Here is a 17,687-nt window from a genome sequence, read left to right as displayed (position 1 = left end):
CTTAGGTTTCCCGCAGGTTCTTGGCGCTGTCCTTGATGTCCGAGAACTGACCCGAGGGACGGTAGGGCCAAAGGTATTCCTCTAGCACAACGTCCATCGAAGTCGCGTGAATGTCTAAATCGGCCAGCGTTTGCGCATCGTCAGCCACAACGGAATCCGTCTGTAAGCTACGCACCTGATCGCGGGTCAGAATGCTGTTACGGAAGAGCCCGCCCGTCATCTTCGACCCGAAGTCGAATACAGCGCCCATGATTCCGGCCACAAAGAACGGGATATTAACGATCAAGCGGCGGCGGCGCACCACGTCCAGCATCTTTTCAATCAGCTCGCGGAAGGTTGCCGTCTCGGGTCCGCCAAGTTCAAACGTGCCGGTAGCTTCACCTTTCGCACCCAGAACGGCAGCTTGGGCGACGTCGTCCACATAGACCGGCTGGAATCTCGTGTCTGCCCCTGCGATGGGCAGAACCGGTGTATTGCGCGACATGGCGGCAAAGCGGTTGAAGAACGCATCCTCTGGCCCGAAAATGACCGACGGCCGCAGGATCATCGCGCTCGGGAACGCCTCCAGCACGGCGGCTTCGCCTTCGCCTTTGGACTGCGCATACAGGCTTTCGCCTTCTGCATCTGCGCCAATGGCCGAGATATGAACGAGGGACGTAGCACCCTCTTCCGCAGCGACACGGGACACGAGCGCTGCGCCCTCGTTCTGCACCGCTTGGAAGTTGTTCTTGCCGCCAACGTCAAATGTGCCGACACAATTGACCACGGCATCAGCGCCACGGATCGCCGCGCGCACGCTGGCTTCATCGCGGATATTTGCAAGGATCGGCTCCACCTGTCCGACAACCCCGTAGGGCTTCACAAACAGGGCCTCATTTGGGCGGCGCACCGCAACGCGCACGCGCCAGCCGTCTTTGGCCATGCGGCGGGCGATATAGCGGCCGACAAAACCGGAACCGCCGAAAATGGTGACGAGTTTAGCCATGGTCAGGCTCCTTCATTCGCGTCTCAGAAGTGGTGATACGTGGCCGCCCGATATGCGGCAAGGCGCAAAAGGTCTCAACTTTCCGCCGAGTGGGGTGGAACTATGTCTTATCGGCTGGCGTTCTACCCTGAAGGATCGTACGAGAATCTTATGGGCAGCCGAATTTCCATCGCTTTTCTGTGTGCAATCGTCGCGTTCGCGGGCGCGGCGCGGGCGCAGGATATCCAGTTGAACGCGCCGGGTCTGGACGAGGATTTGCAAGATCGCCTTCGGGCCTCTTCGCTTCTGTTGCAAGAAACGGAAGAACCGCGCGCCGCCCAAGATTTGATTGCTGCCGCCCGTGCAGATTATGGGCGTATCGTGGCCGCGCTGTACAACGTCGGTTACTTCACCCCGGTCGTGCGCATCGACGCCGATGGCCGAGAAGTCGCGCGCATTTCGCCGTTTGGCGCTCCAAGGTCGATCAACCAGATCACCATCCGCGTTGATCCCGGTCCGGCGTTTCAGCTTGGCACTGCAGAGATTGGCCCCCTTGCCCGCGACACTGAACTGCCTGACGAATTCCGCCCCGGCGGCGCCGCCTCTACCGCGTTGCTGCAAAACACGGCGACCGCTGCTATCGGCGCTTGGCGCGCGGTTGGCTATGCCACAGCCGAGGTTGCAGGTCAGCAGATCACCGCCCGCAGCCGCGAGGCGATTCTGGACGTACGCGTGCGCATTGCCCCCGGTCAGGTTGTGCAGTTCGGCACGCTGCAACCCCAAGGCCAGGACCGGATGCGGGTTGAACGTATCCTTGCCATCGCGGGCCTGCCGCAGGGGGAAACCTTCTCTCCCGAAACGCTTGATCGGGTGGAAGATCGCTTGCAGGACACCGGTGTCTTTTCGGCCATTGCCCTGCAGGAAGGTGAGGTCGGCCCCGATGGCGTGATGAACATCGAGGCAACGCTGGTGGAAAACGAGCCGCGCCGCTTTGGTTTCGGGGCAGAGATTTCCACCGACGACGGCGCCGCGCTGAGCGCATATTGGTTGCACCGCAATCTCTTTGGCGGCGCCGAAAGACTGCGGATCGAAGGGGAAATCAGCGGCATCGGCTCGGAAGGGTTGGCGTTCGGAAGTATGGAAGAGGTAGAGGGCATCGACGCCTCGGTCGGGCTTCGGTTCTCGCGGCCCGCGACGTTTACACCCGATACCACCGCTTATTTCGGAGTGGGGGCCGAGTATCTTGATGAACCCGCCTTCTCTCTCACTACGGTGGGCGCGGAATTCGGGGTGGAGCATAATTTCAACCGTCGCCTGACCGGATCGCTTGGGCTTGGGCTGGATTATTATGATATCGAGGACCAGTTCGGTGAGCGTCAGGTTACTATCCTATCCGCCCCCGTGGGCCTCACGTGGGACCGCCGCGATGACCCGATGGACGCGCGGGAACTGTTCTACATCGACGGCTCCGCCACCCCGTTCATCACGGACCAAGACAGCGGCGGCGCGCGGGTGTATCTGGACGGTCGTGTCTATGTGGGCTTTGGCGAAGACAACGCCAGCCGTCTTGCTCTGCGCGGGCAGGTAGGGAGTGTTTTTGGCGGTGACATCACCGACATTCCGCCCAACTTCCTGTTCTTCTCGGGCGGTGCAGGCACCGTTCGCGGGCAAGAGTTCCAATCCCTGGGGGCCACGCAAAATGGCCTTGATGCGGGCGGGCGCAGCTTTGCAGGCCTGTCCACCGAGTTCCGACAGGACATCGGCGATACGAATTTCGGCCTCGTGGCCTTCGCGGATGCGGGTTTTATCGGCGCCGACGCGACGGGCGGAAACGGCGATTGGCACGCGGGCGCAGGTATCGGGGCGCGGTATGACACGCCCTTCGGCCCGATCCGCGCGGATCTGGCAACGCCGGTGCGCGGCGATGGCGTGGGCGAAGACCTGTTCATCTACATCGGCATCGGACACGCGTTTTGACCCGATTTCTGCTGACCCTATGCCTTGCCCTTTTCCCTGTGATTGCGGTTGCACAGAACGACGGCGGCACGGCTTTGTCTCGGTTTCTGGAAAACCAGTTGTCCGACGGCGACGACCGCCAAGTGACGATCACCGGCTTCCGCGGCGCGTTGTCGTCTGAGGCCACGTTAGAGCGGATGACAATTTCCGATGCTGATGGCGTATGGCTGATTCTGGAGGACGCCGTTCTCGACTGGAACCGCTCCGCGCTCTTCTCTGGCGCGTTGGAGGTAGAGGCCCTGACCGCGGCGCGGCTGGAGGTCGTACGTCCGCCGCTACCCCCCGAAGGCCTAGGTCTCGAAGATACCGAAGCACAGCCCTTTTCCTTGCCTGAACTGCCTGTTCGGGTCGAAATTGGCACGATTGCGATCGAAGAGGTTGTCCTTGGCACGCCTGTAATTGGACTGCCCGCCACCCTTACCGTGGAAGGCAATGTATTGCTCGCCCATGGCGCGGGCGAGGCGCAGATTACCTTTGATCGCCTTGATGGGGCCGAGGGGCAATTCGTCCTTGATGCAAGCTATGACAACGCCACCCGTGTGTTGGATCTTTCGCTTCTGCTGGAAGAAGCCGAAGGCGGTCTTGTGGCAGAGCTATTGGGTCTTCCGGGCCGCCCGGACATTCGGTTGGCGATTGAGGGAAGCGGTCCCGTCGATGAATTCGCCGCTCAGATCGAGCTTGCCACGGACGGCGAAGACCGGATCACCGGGCAGGTAATCTCCTCGGTTGGAGAAAGCGGTGACAGTTTGATCGTGGCGGATATTGGCGGCGATATCTCTCCGCTATTGCTGCCTGATTACCGCGACTTCTTTGGCGATGACGTCCAGCTTCAGGCACAGGTGCGGCAGGCAGCTACGGGGGAAACATCGCTCGAGGCGCTGCGCCTTACCTCTGCCGCGCTGACCCTTCAGGGCGATGTGACCTTGAATGCCCGGGGCCTGCCGGTGGATGTCTCTTTGCTTGGGCAAATCACCCCACCCGATGGCGATACGGTCCGCTTGCCTATCGGCGGCGTTGATGCCCAAATCGCCCGCGCCGGACTCGCTATCATCTACGACCGCGAAGAAGGGGACAGCTATCGCCTGCGGCTGGACCTCGATGCATTGTCGGTGGACGATCTGGCCATCGAAGACACTTCACTGGACCTTCAAGGCGCTGTCGGAATTTCGGCCACCGGGATAGATGCTGCGACCGCGGTGATCCGCGGCACGATGGCCGGCCTGAGCCACGGTGACCCTGCCTTGGCGCAGGCCTTGGGAAGCCGCGTTGATCTGGACGCACAGATGTCTTGGGTCAACGGCGCGCCGATGATCGTTTCGGGCCTGAACATCCGATCCGGCGACGTGACGTTGACCGGCAGCGCCTCGGCCCGAACGGGGGAAGAGCGTCTTGATATGGTGCTTGATCTGTCGGCCATGGCCAGCGATCTGACCCGATTTGCCGCGCTGTCTGGGCAGCCCCTGGAAGGCGCCGTAGATCTGGGCTTGTCGGGCACCGCCGAGGCGCTGTCTGGCGCCTTTGACCTGGCGATCAGTGGCACCGGGCAGGACCTGATCCTGACCGACGCCGTGCCGGCGCAGGTTTTTGCAGGCGAAACGCTGTTGTCAGCGCAAGTGACACGGGACGAAACCGGACTGTCCTTGCGTGATCTTAGTCTCGAAAATGCGGAATTGAGCCTGACCGGAGCGGCTGACCTAAGCTCGGGCGATACCTCGGCCACGACCCGTTTCCAGCTTCAGAACGTGGGCCTGTTTACTGACCTGATGTCCGGCCCCGTCACGATCACCGCCGATGTGGCGCGAAGCGGCACCTTGCCCTTCGATGTGACCGCCACATTGACCGGGCCAAACGCGATCCGGGCCGATGTCGCCGGCACCTTCAACGCCGATACCACGGATTTCGCGCTTGATCTTGATGCCTCCGCCGAAGGGTTGAACCTTGGTGACGCCGTCCCATCACAGCTTTTTGCCGGACGCACGGCGCTGACGGCCACTGCCATGCGCGAAGACGGGGTCATCACCGTTTCGGACCTGACGCTCTCCAATCCCGAACTGAGCCTGTCCGGCGATGCCCGCATCGGGCCGGACTCCAGCCGAGCCAATATTGCCGCGCGCCTGACAAACATTGGCTTGTTCACCGATGCCCTCTCAGGTCCGGTCAGCGGCACGGGGACGATTACCCGCAATGGCACAGACCCTTGGCAATTGAGCACGAACCTGAGCGGCCCCGGCGCGATGAACGCCGCCGTGAATGGGCGCGTCGGCCTGCCCGATGGCAGCGTTGATCTAACCGCCTCGGGCCAAGCGCCGTTGGCCCTGGCGAACCGCTACATCGCCCCCCGCTCGATCCGGGGCACGTTGGGGTTCAACCTGTCTGTCGTAGGACAACCGGGCCTTGGCGCGGTGTCGGGCTCGCTCAACATCAGTGGCGCCCGGGTGTCTGCGCCGACCTACGCCATCGCGGTCGAGAATGTAGGCGTCTCCGGGCAGCTTTCCCGCGGGCAGCTTTCGATCAACGGAAGCGGCACGCTTTCCACCGGTGGGCAACTGAATGCGCAAGGGTCGATCAATTTGGCAAGCGCCGGGATGGACGGCCAGATCTCCATCGGCCTGCGCGACGCCCGGATCGTCAATTCAACGCTTTATGAGGCGCGGATCACCAGCGCCGACCTTAGCATTTCCGGCCCCCTCGCCCGGGGACCACAGGTCAGCGGCACCGTGACCCTTGGCGAATCAGAGATAAGGGTACCCGAAGCGAGCATCTACGGCAGTGCCGCCATCCCCGAGATCACCTTTGTCGGAGAGACAACCGAGCAACGCTTGACCCGACGATTTGCAGGAATGCTCGGAACGGCCGCCGATAGCGCCAGCGGCAGCGTCACCACCCGCCTGGACCTGGCGATTAACGCACCGGGGCGCATCTTCCTGCGCGGCCGTGGCATTGATGCGGAATTTGGCGGCTCTTTGCGGTTGCTGGGCACAACCGCCAACATGATCCCCACGGGACAGTTTGAACTTATCCGAGGGCGGCTGTCCGTTCTGGGAACGCGGCTGGACTTCACCGAAGGCTTTGCGACCCTTCAAGGCAGTTTTGACCCTTTTCTGCGCCTTGCGGCCACGTCTCGCGCCAGCGGGTACGAGATCACCATCAGCGTGATTGGCGAAGCCTCCAGCCCGGAAATAACATTCTCCTCCAGCCCGTCTCTGCCCGAGGATGAGGTCCTTGCGCAGCTTCTGTTCGGGCGCTCTGTCGCGGGCCTGTCACCGTTGCAGCTTCTGCAACTGGCCGATGCTGCTACCTCGCTGGCGGGAGGGTCTACCAACGCAGGCTTTATCGCCGGCCTGAGAGAGGGGCTTGGCCTCGACGATCTGGACCTGAGCACGGACGACGAAGGCAACGCAGCCGTGACCGCTGGGCGCTATCTGTCCGACAATGTGTACACCGACGTGACCGTTAACGCCGAGGGCGACGCGGACCTATCCCTGAACATTGATCTGACCCCGAATATTACCGCTCGCGGGTCTGTCGGATCGGAAGGAAATAGCTCGATCGGCATCTTCTTCGAGCAGGACTATTGACGCCCCGGCAAAGCGCCTATATCAGCCGCTCTCACGACACCTGCCCAGGTGGCGGAATTGGTAGACGCGCTAGCTTCAGGTGCTAGTATTGGCAACGATGTGGAGGTTCGAGTCCTCTCCTGGGCACCATTCCCTACAGTTAACCTACTGTTTCCCTTCAGTTTTCACTACTGAACGCTGGAGGCGTAGACCATGCTGGAGACCAAAACTGCCCCTTACACATTTGTAAAGCTGGGCATCTACTACTTCTCACGACGGGTCCCGAGTGATCTTTCACACCACTACAACGCTAGCAGGATCATGTATTCGCTTCGCACGAAGTCGGGTGCCGTGGCCGCTTCGCGAGCGCAACGTGCCGCGCAACAACTAGACGAACACTGGTATCACCTGCGCATACGTGACGTTGATCTCCCGGGAATGCACCTGCTGCGTCGTCAAAGCCATCCACCATCAGGCGTGGCCATGGTCGCCAGAGACGTCGTCCATGACGCGATAAGCCTTTCTGAAGCGGTACGCATCTACTTGCGGCTCAAGGGGCAGGGACGTCCAGTCACCTTCCAGAGGGCCGCTGAGCGCTCCTGTGGCTACGTTATTGATGTGTGTGGCGACAAGGACATCACCTCGTACACCAAGTCTGACGCCAACGCCTTCCGCGACGATCTGATCAAGCGTGGGCTCGCGGGCAGCAGTATCACACGCGTCTTCGGGACAGTTCGGTCAGTGATCAACTTCGCTGCAAGTGAGGTCGGGGTCGAAATGACCAACCCGTTCGGCAAGGTGTACTATGATCGGAACGCAGGGGTCACAAGCCGTGCAGCGCTTCCACTCGAGGTAGTCCGATCCCTTCAGGCTGAGTGCCGGAAGCTGGACGACGATCTCCGCTGGCTTGTCGCCATCGCGTCTGACACCGGAATGCGGCTTGCAGAGGTAGCTGGTCTCTTGAAGGAGGACATCAAACTCGACCACCCCATCCCTCACATTGTCGTTCAAGAGCATCCATGGCGGCGTCTGAAGACCGCTGGAAGCACTCGAATGGTCCCACTGGTGGGAGCGGCACTCTGGGCTGCGCATAGGGTCCACAAGAGCGTTACTCAGAGCGACTTCGCCTTCCCGCGATACTGCAGCCCCAACAAGACCAACGCTAACTCAGCGAGCGCTGCATTGAACAAATGGATGAAACCACAGGTCCCCCAGAAATGTACGATGCACAGCTTCCGCCACTCGATGCGTGACAGGCTGCGGGCCGTTGAGTGTCCTGCGGACATCGTAGACCAGATCGGGGGATGGCAGACCGAGGGTGTTGGACATGGCTACGGGGATGGATACCCGCTTGAGGTGTTAGCCAAATGGATGAAAGCGGCAACGTAGCTCCAGCATGGTCTACGCCTCCAGCGTTCAGTAGTGAAAACTGAAGGGAAACAGTAGGTTAACTGTAGGGAATGGTGCCCAGGAGATCATCCATCTCTTGGTTGTGTTCCCGTTACAGGCACCCTGACAGGGTCTCCCTTCAACGTAGCAAGGGGTAGCGGTAGAGGAGAGACCCAGTCAAGAGGCACCAGTTGGTCTACGGTTTGGTCTACGGTGCCCTATGCGGTCCCTGAGGGGCTACGAGAGGCATCGCCTGAGCTTCCCGGGGGCACACCCTCTCCACATCAGCATAGCCCATGCCTCCTAGGGCAAGCCTACAGCGCCCCGCAGCCCCACCCCACCACGGGGGAAAACGCGGTCACGTCCCTTATCGGTAGACCTCTCAGATGTGCGTCATGAAAACACGCCGGGAGGGCGAGGAAGAGGGAAGTTGAAGGGTGGAGGGACCGGACATCACAGGAGCTATCTCTTACGGGTCCCCCTATGGGGAGTAACCTTAGGTGATACCTAGGTGTACCTCCTCCCTCCTCTCTTAGTATCCCCTCTCTAGTAGCTTAGGTCCTGAAGGGGTCACGCAGCGATAGCGTGGGTCTGCTCCAACTGTTGCTTGGTGAGGACGTCCACCACACCGCTCTGCGCCGTCTTGTTCAAGAAGGTGTGAAGCATCACGTTCTTGACGACCTTCTCAGCTGAGGCAGGGACTAGAACGGCATCGTGGATGGGAAGAGCAATGATACCCATACTCTTCATCCCCATTAAGACACGTAGAACTTCTACCATGATCTGGCTTTCAAGGAACTGGCAGTGATGGCCAATGCCTGTGAAGAAGTATTGAGCGATAATTGGGTGGCTAACACTAACGGCGTCTGTCACGTCACACACGTTTACACCTTTGGGGAAGAGGTTACGGGTCCCCTTGGGAAATCTTGTGATCGGCTTGTCTACGAACAGCATTGACGACATGATTTTCTTTACGCCCGGTCGAAATGCTTCAAAGCCACTAATAGCGTATAGATCGTCCATCTCAGGTTCTAGCCCTGCATGAGCGTACATCAAGCGAGGCATGATCTGGCCGTAGTCGATCTCAACAACAGGCTCACCAGATATCTCGAGGTATTTCAAACGATCCAGTTTATGCATCGGCTGCCAGAAACCGCCGAATAGCCTTCCGCCCTTGCTGAAACTGCCGCGAGTGAATACGCGCCGGAGCTGCCGCCTGTTTAAGTCTACCGTAAGCGGACCAAGTGATGTGATTTGTGCGGTCGCCAGCCATGCATTGATTTCCAGTACGTCGCGGCGAAACCGCTCTGTTACATCGCTGTCTTCATACTCAATTTGTGGCGCAGGCTTGTCATGGCGAAGTGGGTTTCCTTTGAGGTGGATTGGTTCCTTGCGCTGAAGCTCGACGAAGCTCAAGGGGCACAGTCTGTAGCGCTGCAACATGTGAACAAGTTTGGGCAATGGTCGAATTATCGTTTGGATGCCGTCTCCAAATTCCGAACCGATGCCCAGTTTCTGTTCTATCAGACCAAGTGAAGGGTCACTAAGTAGGTCCAGAAGCATTGGCAGTGTCTTTGTCGTGACGGGGCTACGGTAGCGTGATTTGAACAGCAAAGTTCCGTTAGACCGTGAGATACGAAGACCGCTGCTGCGTTCCGTCATAGCATTGAGCGCAAGGTCGGAGATTATCGCATCGACCGCTCTTTCAAAGACCTCTTGATCTTTTGAGCGCCTTTTGCGCTTCCTTAGGCCATGTCGTTGTTCGTGTTCTGCGATCATAGTGATGACGGCTTGGACAAAGCGCCGTGCGTCTGGGGTCTTGGCAGTCCGCCACGGGTCGTGTGGACGTTGCATACGTGAAGTAACACCTTCGGCTGGGCCGCTGGCTTCGGGAATTGAGATTGTCATTGGGGAGCCTTGAAATTGCGATTACTGCAATGGTGTCCACTAATTCTCAGGCTGGTTCGAAAGCGCCACCTCGACTGACTTAGAAAGGGTCAGTAGTTGATTGATACCTGCATTGTGCTGGGCGCTGGATAATGGTGAGCAGAGGATGCTACGCATATGCTAAAGCCATAGATACAACACTGATGGCTTAGGGTAGTTGAGGGAGTATCCACATGGTAAATGGTGACGTCGAGAAGCGCTTGTGGGCAGCTGCAGATCAGCTTTGGGCCAACACTGGTTTGAAGCCCAGTCAGTTCTCTAACCCCGTCCTTGGTCTCATCTTTCTTCGCTACGCCGAGAAACGCTTCACTGAGGTCGAAGGTCGGATCGGTCCTGTGGGGTCAGGAAATCGCCGCAAGATCAGCAAGGTCGATTACGAGGCTGAGGGTGTCATCTTCTTGCGTCCTGAGGCTCGCTTCAGCCACCTTCAGTCCCTCACTGAAAGCGACGACATCGGCAAGGCGATCAACGCGGCGATGAAGGCCATAGAGGAGGACAACTCTGACCTCTCAGGCGCTCTCCCCCAGACCTACACGGAACTCACAAACGACGTGCTGGTCGAGCTGATCCGTTTGCTTGCGCCCATCGACTTGACCGGGGACGCCTTCGGCAAGGTCTACGAGTACTTCCTCGGCAACTTCGCCATGAAGGAAGGCCAGAAGGGCGGGGTCTTCTACACCCCTGAGAGCATCGTAAAGCTGATCGTCGAGGTGATCGAACCCTATCAGGGACGCATCCTTGACCCGGCCTGTGGCTCTGGTGGCATGTTCGTCCACTCGGCGGAGTTCGTGCAGCGACATGGCCTGACTGCAGGCAATGAGATCAGCATCTACGGGGTCGAGAAGGACCGCGTCACCGTCAACCTCAACAAGATGAACCTCGCCGTGCATGGGCTGTCTGGCGACGTACGCGAGGCCAACACCTACGCCACCGACATCAAGCAGCTTTTCCCCAAGGTCTTTGAGGAACGCGGCGGGTTTGACTTCGTCATGGCCAACCCTCCCTTCAACGTCTCAGGCGTCCGTAAGGAGGAGCTGGAGGGCGACTGGCGCTTCCCTCACGGTGTTCCCAAGCCTGACAACGCGAACTACCTGTGGATACAGATGTTCAACTCTGCGCTGAACGATCAGGGCCGCGCGGGCTTTGTCATGGCGAACTCGGCAGGAGACGCGCGGGGGTCAGAGCAACTTATCCGGCAAAAGCTGATCGAGGACGGCAGCGTGGATGTCATCGTCTCGGTCGGGCCGAACATGTTCTATACCGTCACGCTGCCCTGCACCTTGTGGTTCTTTGACAAAGGCAAGCGCGGGACGGAGCGGGAGGACAAGGTTCTCTTTCTCGATGCTCGCTCTCTCTATCGCCAGATCGACCGTGCCCACCGTGACTTCCTGCCCGAACAGATCGAGCTGCTAGCCAACATCGTGCGGCTCTACCGTGGTGAAGCAGTTGAAACCGACGCAGGCAGTGCTGAGCTGCTGACTGAGCATGGGCTTAGCGATGGCTACGTGGATGTCCCCGGCCTTTGCAAGGTCGCGACCCGCGCAGAGATCGAGGCGCAGGGCTGGAGCCTGAACCCCGGACGGTATGTGGGGGCGACGGCGCGGGGCGATGATGACGTAGACTTCGTCGAGCGGTTCGAGGAATTGAACGAGGAGTTAGTGCAGCTAAATGCTGAGGCGGCAGCACTGGAGGAGCAGATCGCGGAGAACAAAGCGCTTGTGCTGGAGGGGGCACGGTGACGCAGTTCTCACAAGATTGGCGTGAAGTTCCTTTGGGGGACCTTGTGACCTTTCAAAGGGGCTATGACATTACCAAAGCCCAACAACGCGAAGGCCCATACCCGGTGATCTCTTCATCAGGCATCAAGAGTTACCACGCTGAATATATGTTCGACGGTCCCGGTGTAATAATTGGTCGCAAGGGAAGCCTTGGAACTGTGTTTTATAGCGCAAGCCAATATTGGCCCCATGACACAACGCTATGGGTGAAGAACTTCCACGGAAATGACCCAAGGTTCTGCTACTTCTTCCTACAAGGCATGGGTTTTCAACAGTATGACGTTGGAGCTGCCAACCCAACTTTGAACCGAAATCACATACACAGCTTACCGGTCGCAATACCGCCCCTCCCCACCCAACAGCGCATAGCTGCGATCCTCTCGGCCTATGACGACCTGATCGAGAACAACACGCGCCGCATCGCGATCCTCGAGGAAATGGCCCGTCGGCTCTACGAGGAGTGGTTCGTCCACTTCCGCTTTCCGGGGCATGAAGCGGTCGAGTTTGTGGCCGAAGGTGATGATCGCCACCCTGTTGGCTGGGTACTTGGGCTCTTGTCCGACTACATCGAACTCAAATACGGGAAGGCGTTGAAAGCCTCAGAACGCGTGGAGGGCCCTTTCCCTGTCTTTGGTTCAAGTGGTGTCGTGGGTACGCATAACCGCAGCCTGGTTGACGGGCCGGGGATCATTGTTGGGAGAAAGGGCAATGTCGGAAGCGTCTTCTGGTCCGAGGACCCCTTCCACCCGATTGATACTGTTTATTTTGTGCATACCGCGCTGCCTTTGGAATATGTCTACTTCAACCTCGAGCGACAGAACTTCCTCAACAACGATGCAGCTGTTCCCGGTCTGAACAGACAACAGGCCTACAGCCTCCCGTTCCTTTGCCCACCAAATGAGCTACTGCTCCGCTTCGTGGATGTTTGCAAACCGCTCTTTGCAGCGCATCGGTTGCTCAATCTCAAGAACGCCAACCTCCGTGCCCAGCGTGACCTGCTGCTGCCCAAGTTGGTCTCCGGCGAGATCGACGTTAGCGAGGCAGAGGCAGAACTGGAGGCGGCGGAGTGACGAAGGTTATTTCGGTTCTATTTCTGTTGCCATCGCTGGCGATTGCTTCGCCCATAGCCGCGCAGTCGCATTTCTACTGTGACGAGCCTTCGCCACCCAACTGTATTGACCGATACTACACGTTCGACGACGATTGGTCATTCAATCGCTGCCGCAACGAAGTTGAGGATTACCTCGAGGACATCGCGCGATTTCAGACGTGCCTCTCGGACTGGTTTGACGCTGCAGGTCGCGAAGCGGATGGTGTTGTTGATGAGTTCAACTGCCGAGCGCAAGGGCGGAGTTTCTGCAGGTGACACCAACCGACACAGCCCACGACTACGGAGAGGATACAGCGGTCGAGCAACCGACTATCGCCCTATTCGCTGATCTGGGTTGGGACACGGTAAACCTCTACAACGAGTGGACCTCTGGCACCTCGCTAGAAGGACGTGAGAGCGAGATCCAAGTTGTGCTTGAGCCACGCTTGCGTACAGCACTTGAGCGCTTGAACCCCCTGCTCCCCTCCACAGCTATCGATCAGGTTGTTGAAGAGGTCACCCGCGACCGCTCCCGCATGGTACCCGTAAACGCCAACCGAGAGCTGTGGCAGCTGTTGCGTGAGGGCGTGAAGGTTCGCGTAACGGATGAACGGGGGCGGCAGGAGACCGAGACGGCAAGGGTTATCGACTGGCGCGATCCAGAAGCCAACGACTTCCTCCTTGCCTCGCAGTTCTGGGTGAAGGGCGAGATGCACCGGAGACGGCCCGACCTGATGGGCTTCGTCAACGGCATCCCCTTGGTCATGATGGAACTGAAGAAACCCAGCGTACCTGTGAAGAGCGCCTATGACGACAACCTAACCGACTACCGAGACACGATCCCCCACCTGTTCACACCGAACGCATTCATCCTCCTCTCCAACGGTGTGGACACTAAGGTAGGCAGCACGTTCGCGCCTTGGCAGTTCTTCAACGACTGGAAACGGATCAATGACGAGGGCGAGAAAGGCGTAGTCTCGCTGGAGACAGCGGTGCGTGGGTTATGCGCCAAAGATCAGTTGCTTGATATCGTCGAGAACTTCCTTGTCTACGAAGAGGAGAAGGCAGGGCTGATCAAGAAGCTGGCCAAGAACCACCAGTACCTTGGGGTCAACCGCGCCCTTGAGGAGGTCATAAGGTCCAAGGAGAGACCACAGGGAGAAGCGGGGCGGCTGGGCGTCTTCTGGCACACTCAGGGCAGCGGCAAGTCCCTGTCGATGGTCTTCTTCTGCCAAAAGATACTTCGCACGGTCCCCGGCAACTGGACGTTCGTCATCGTGACAGACCGACAGGAACTAGACGAGCAGCTTTACAAAACCTTCGCCGCGACTGGTGCGGTCACAAGCGCAGGTGTCCACGCAGAAAGTGGTGTGCATCTGAAGGAACTGCTGACTGCCGATCACCGCTATGTCTTCACGCTAATCCACAAGTTCAACACTCGGGACGGTGCGGCCTACCCTCAGCTCTCTAACAGGCGCGACATCATCGTGATCACTGATGAGGCACACAGGACGCAGTACGACACACTGGCACTCAATATGCGTAACGCCCTACCCAATGCGGCGTTCTTGGGCTTCACCGGGACGCCCTTGATGGCAGGAGAGGAACGGACGCGGGAGGTCTTCGGCGACTACATCTCAGTCTACAACTTTGCCCAGTCCATTGCGGACGGCGCGACGGTTCCTCTCTACTACGAGAACCGCATCCCAGAGCTGCAGCTTGCCAACGATGCGCTTGGGGACGAGCTACAACAGCTAATTGAGGAGGCCGACCTCGACGAAGCGCAGGGGCGGAAGGTAGAGCGGGAATTTGCTCGTGAGTACCACCTGATCACCCGTGACGATCGCCTAGAAGCCATCGCTGCGGACCTTGTGCGTCACTTCACAGGGCGCGGACAGCGTTCGAAAGCGATGATGGTGTGTATCGACAAAGCGACTGCTGTCAGGATGTACGACAAGGTGCAGGACCACTGGGATGCCTACCGAGTAGAGCTGGAGGAGAAACTCAAGACTGCCCCTGAAGTCGAGCGACCAGCCCTAGAAACACAGATCGACCTGATGAAGACGACAGACATGGCGGTTGTTGTTTCACAAGGGCAGAACGAGTTGGCGGAACTAGACGCCAAAGGTCTTGATATGCGACCGCACCGGAAGCGCCTCGTAGAAGAGGACCTCGACGAAAAGTTCAAGGACGATAAGGACCCCCTCCGTCTCGTATTCGTTTGCGCGATGTGGATCACCGGGTTCGACGTCCCGTCCTGCTCCACCATCTACCTCGACAAGCCAATGAAGAACCACACGCTGATGCAGACAATCGCTAGAGCCAACCGCAATTACCCTGGAAAGGAAGCAGGGTTCATCGTTGACTATGTCGGCGTATTCAGGAACCTCCAGAAGGCTCTTGCTATCTACGGTGGTGGCAACACTGGGGCAGTGGACCCACCCATTAGGGATAAATCCGACCTAGTAGAGTATTTGCGTCATCTAGTGGCTCTGACGGCGGCCCATTTGCAGCAACGAGATGTTGATCCTGCTGCTATCATACGGGCCAAGGGCTTGGAGAAACTGGCGCTCGTTGGCGATGCGGTTGAAGCGCTGATCGAGAACGACGAAGCGAAGCGTGACTATCTCACTAAGGCTAGGGCTGTATCGAGGGTCTACAAGGCGATCTTGCCTGATCCGGCATCATCCGAGTTCTCCCCTGAAGTTGTCCTCATCTCAGTCTTAGCGGATCGCATCCGGTCCCTTATGCCACAACCGGACATCAAGGCGATCTTGCAGGACGTTGAAGACCTGCTTGACCGTTCGGTCGCTCCGATCCCCTACGAGACCCCTGAAGAAGCAGAGATCATCGACATAAGCCAAGTAGACTTCGAGAAGCTCAAGGCCAAGTTTGATATCGGGAACCAACGAACAGAGGCGGAGCGACTAAGGGCACTGCTGAACCAGAAGCTGACCGCAATGGTAGCCCGCAACCCAACAAGGGCCGACTTCCTAGATCGCTTTCAACAACTGATCGATGGCTACAACAACGGTAGCCAGAACATCGAGGCCTTCTTCCGTGCCCTTATTCAGCTGGCTGACGACCTTTCAGACGAAGAACAGCAAACGGTGAAGGAGGGTCTCTCCGAGGAGGAGAAAGCACTCTTCGACATCCTGACTAAGCCTGAACCCGAACTGACAGACAAAGAACGGAAGGAGGTGAAGGTTGTTGCTAGATCACTGTTGCAGACACTCAAGGACGAGAAATTTGTGTTGGACTGGCACAACAAGCCCAGTGCCCGAAGTGCAGTCCGGCAGGCCATTGAAGTGACCCTCGACAGAGGATTACCTGACGCTTATCGCGAAGACGTCTACTCGGCAAAATGCGCCACGATCTATCGGCACGTCTATGAGGCCTACCGTAGCAATGGTGGGAGCATCTATGAAGCAGCCTGAGTGGAGCTGTGGCAAACCCACCGCGACTTGTAATCCAGCGACTTGAATGTTCGACCTATGGTGTTGCTTGGCAAATTGCCCTCCTCACCAAGCAACAGTTGGAGCAGACCCACGCTATCGCTGCGTGACCCCTTCAGGACCTAAGCTACTAGAGAGGGGATACTAAGAGAGGAGGGAGGAGGTACACCTAGGTATCACCTAAGGTTACTCCCCATAGGGGGACCCGTAAGAGATAGCTCCTGTGATGTCCGGTCCCTCCACCCTTCAACTTCCCTCTTCCTCGCCCTCCCGGCGTGTTTTCATGACGCACATCTGAGAGGTCTACCGATAAGGGACGTGACCGCGTTTTCCCCCGTGGTGGGGTGGGGCTGCGGGGCGCTGTAGGCTTGCCCTAGGAGGCATGGGCTATGCTGATGTGGAGAGGGTGTGCCCCCGGGAAGCTCAGGCGATGCCTCTCGTAGCCCCTCAGGGACCGCATAGGGCACCGTAGACCAAACCGTAGACCAACTGGTGCCTCTTGACTGGGTCTCTCCTCTACCGCTACCCCTTGCTACGTTGAAGGGAGACCCTGTCAGGGTGCCTGTAACGGGAACACAACCAAGAGATGAATGATCTCCTGGGCACCATTCTTCCTTACAGGCTGACCGGCTTTGGCCCACGGGCGTCCGAGGCCCTTGCGAGTGAAGATGCTCAAGCTTGAGCACCCCACCCAACCCCCCGAAAACAAACGCTTTACGATCTTTCGTTAACCTTTCGTTAACCCTTTTTCAGCTCTGTTTCAGCCTTCTCGCCGCCCATGGCGGGCGTCTGGGATGCTTCTTCCCTTCCCCGATGCTCGGCTTTTCTGTAAAGCACGGCAACTGTTAGTGAAGCGAGCGCCATGACCAATACACTCTACCAGAACGACCTTCCCGATGGCCTGCAACTGGGCCCCATCGTCGCCATCGACTGCGAAACCATGGGCCTGCATCCGCACCGCGACCGCCTGTGCGTGATCCAACTGTCCGACGGCGACGGCAATGCGCATCTGGTGCAGGTCGCCAAGGGTCAGACCGAGGCGCCCAACCTCTGCGCCCTGCTGGAGGACCCGAACACCCTGAAGCTGTTCCACTTTGGCCGATTCGACATTGCCGCCATGTACCACGCGTTCGGTGCCCTGACCGCGCCTGTCTATTGCACCAAGATCGCCTCCAAGCTGGTGCGGACCTATACGGACCGTCACGGGCTGAAGAACCTGTTGCAGGAACTTTTGTCGATCGACATCTCGAAACAGCAGCAATCCTCGGACTGGGGCGCGGATGTGCTGACCGACGCGCAAGTGGCCTATGCCGCCTCGGACGTGTTGTACCTGCACGGCGTGAAAGAGAAACTGGACGTGATGCTGGCCCGCGAAGGCCGGACCGAAATGGCGCAGGCGTGTTTTGACTTTCTGCCAATGCGCGCCAAACTGGATTTGGCAGGCTGGCCCGAAATGGACATATTCAGCCACTAAAGCGTTCTGTAGAACCG

The 17,687-nt window shown here is 58.5% G+C and carries 9 protein-coding genes and 1 tRNA gene; 8 read left to right on the top strand and 2 right to left on the bottom strand.

What is annotated here, in order from left to right; translation table 11 throughout:
* Position 1 precedes the first annotated feature (1 nt).
* Positions 2-985 (bottom strand): complex I NDUFA9 subunit family protein, encoded by a 984-nt coding sequence (locus AADW23_RS03810; RefSeq protein WP_341863204.1) that lies wholly within the window; start codon positions 983-985, stop codon positions 2-4.
* A 102-nt stretch (positions 986-1,087) separates the two neighbouring features.
* On the opposite strand from AADW23_RS03810, the gene AADW23_RS03805 reads away from it, so the two are divergent.
* The 4 genes from AADW23_RS03805 (at position 1,088) to AADW23_RS03790 (ending at position 7,926) form a co-directional block, all read left to right on the top strand.
* A complete protein-coding gene (locus AADW23_RS03805) occupies positions 1,088-2,941 on the top strand; it encodes an autotransporter assembly complex family protein (protein ID WP_341863203.1) in 1,854 nt (617 codons plus the stop codon).
* Entirely contained in the window at positions 2,938-6,558 is a 3,621-nt protein-coding gene (locus AADW23_RS03800; RefSeq protein WP_341863202.1) for a translocation/assembly module TamB domain-containing protein, read from the top strand. The genes AADW23_RS03805 and AADW23_RS03800 overlap by 4 nt, the downstream gene beginning before the upstream one ends.
* 42 nt (positions 6,559-6,600) lie before the next feature.
* Positions 6,601-6,687, top strand: a tRNA-Leu gene (locus AADW23_RS03795).
* A gap of 63 nt (positions 6,688-6,750) precedes the next feature.
* Positions 6,751-7,926, top strand: coding sequence for a DUF6538 domain-containing protein (locus AADW23_RS03790; RefSeq protein ID WP_341863201.1), 1,176 nt, complete (start codon positions 6,751-6,753; stop codon positions 7,924-7,926).
* 570 nt (positions 7,927-8,496) lie between these two features.
* Here the strand turns inward: AADW23_RS03790 and AADW23_RS03785 are convergent.
* Positions 8,497-9,834, bottom strand: a complete 1,338-nt coding sequence (locus tag AADW23_RS03785; protein WP_341863200.1) for a hypothetical protein — start codon at positions 9,832-9,834, stop codon at positions 8,497-8,499.
* A gap of 212 nt (positions 9,835-10,046) precedes the next feature.
* Here AADW23_RS03785 and AADW23_RS03780 point away from each other — a divergent pair, with 212 nt between their 5' ends.
* The 4 genes from AADW23_RS03780 to AADW23_RS03765 all read left to right on the top strand — a co-directional run bounded on the left by AADW23_RS03780 (position 10,047) and on the right by AADW23_RS03765 (position 17,670).
* The gene (locus tag AADW23_RS03780; protein WP_341863199.1) at positions 10,047-11,612 is read left to right on the top strand and encodes a class I SAM-dependent DNA methyltransferase; all 1,566 of its coding nucleotides are present in this window, start codon (positions 10,047-10,049) and stop codon (positions 11,610-11,612) included.
* Positions 11,609-12,721, top strand: a complete 1,113-nt coding sequence (locus AADW23_RS03775) for a restriction endonuclease subunit S (RefSeq protein WP_341863198.1) — start codon at positions 11,609-11,611, stop codon at positions 12,719-12,721. The genes AADW23_RS03780 and AADW23_RS03775 overlap by 4 nt, the downstream gene beginning before the upstream one ends.
* A 292-nt stretch (positions 12,722-13,013) precedes the next feature.
* Complete coding sequence (locus AADW23_RS03770; protein ID WP_341863197.1) at positions 13,014-16,178, top strand: type I restriction endonuclease subunit R; 3,165 nt, start codon at positions 13,014-13,016, stop codon at positions 16,176-16,178.
* A gap of 880 nt (positions 16,179-17,058) precedes the next feature.
* On the top strand, positions 17,059-17,670 hold the full coding sequence (locus AADW23_RS03765; protein ID WP_341863196.1) for a ribonuclease D: 612 nt from the start codon (positions 17,059-17,061) through the stop codon (positions 17,668-17,670).
* The last annotated feature ends 17 nt before the right edge of the window (positions 17,671-17,687 follow it).

The organism is Gymnodinialimonas sp. 57CJ19, assembly GCF_038396845.1.
GTDB lineage: Bacteria > Pseudomonadota > Alphaproteobacteria > Rhodobacterales > Rhodobacteraceae > Gymnodinialimonas.
Note: the sequence above shows the minus strand (reverse complement) of the source record. Positions and strands in the feature narration are given on the sequence as shown.